This is a genomic window from Chryseobacterium sp. 2TAF14 (genome assembly GCF_052115105.1).
In the GTDB taxonomy this organism is placed as follows: Bacteria; Bacteroidota; Bacteroidia; order Flavobacteriales; family Weeksellaceae; genus Chryseobacterium.
The window spans coordinates 1-911 of the sequence record NZ_JBFRGA010000338.1 but is presented as its reverse complement, the minus strand read 5'-3'; the positions used below and the strand labels follow the sequence as shown (position 1 = coordinate 911).

2 protein-coding genes are annotated in these 911 nt (G+C 31.9%); both read left to right on the top strand.

All coding sequences use genetic code 11. The annotated features are described in order from the left end of the window. The first annotated feature begins 82 nt into the window (after nt 1-82). On the top strand, nt 83-364 hold the full coding sequence (locus tag AB4Y90_RS18070) for a DUF5616 domain-containing protein (protein ID WP_441558942.1): 282 nt from the start codon (nt 83-85) through the stop codon (nt 362-364). A gap of 104 nt (nt 365-468) precedes the next feature. Then, on the top strand, nt 469-911 hold a 443-nt coding region (locus tag AB4Y90_RS18065; RefSeq protein WP_441558941.1), incomplete at its 3' end, for a hypothetical protein.

Sequence of the window (911 nt, the reverse complement as noted above, 5' to 3'; positions counted from 1 at the left end):
GTGTTACCGTGATCTTTCCGGTGTTCATTGGAACTTATAAAAGAGTCAACCAAACTCAAAAAGCGATTGAATTGGTTGAGTCATTTTTCAGAAATCTCAGTCGGAAAAACTGATCTGGGTTTTTAATCAGCCTGTTTCAAACAGTGGACGGATCAAAGAAATGATTTTAAATTTTGCTAAAGAAAAAAGTCTCAACTGGGATGTTGAACTGGAATTTAATCCGGATAAATTTTTAGTTGAAAATGCCGAAATTCTTATTTCTTCTGATGCATGGGTTTTAGATCATTGTAAAAACTGGTTTAATCTTATTTCATATTTAATGATTGAAGAAAAACTTTCCGTTAATCTTGTCAAAATGGTGTAATTTAAACACAAGTTACACAAATGTTTTCACACGAAAAAACACAAATAATTTATTGTGATATTTGTGAAAAGATTTGCGCTATTAGTGTTTAAAAATAAAAAAGCATGAGTTTATTTCAACAGTACATTCCATTATTTTCAAAAGACTGGAAAGAAAAATATCATTCAATTTTAGCAGAAGAACATTTGCAAAGTTTAGATGAAAATATCCATAAGTTTAAAGCGCAGACTTTAAACTGGGATTTGCCTTTTTTTAATGAAGAAATACAGATTGATTGTAACCAAAGCTTTAATATATTTACCCATATTTTAGAATTGGAATATTCAGATGAAATTAAAGTTCAGCAACTGGAGGAAATTCCTTTTGAACTTTGGCTGAATATTTTGGGACAAAGACTGACTTCGGCAAGTTTGCGGGATGAAAATGCGATTCCACCTTTGAAAAGTTTGCTGATTCAAGCTTGTGAAAAACCTTTTAACAATGAAATTACCATTGCGCAAAGAGCCTGGGAAAAACACGCAGGAAGAATGGAAGACCGGTTTTGGGG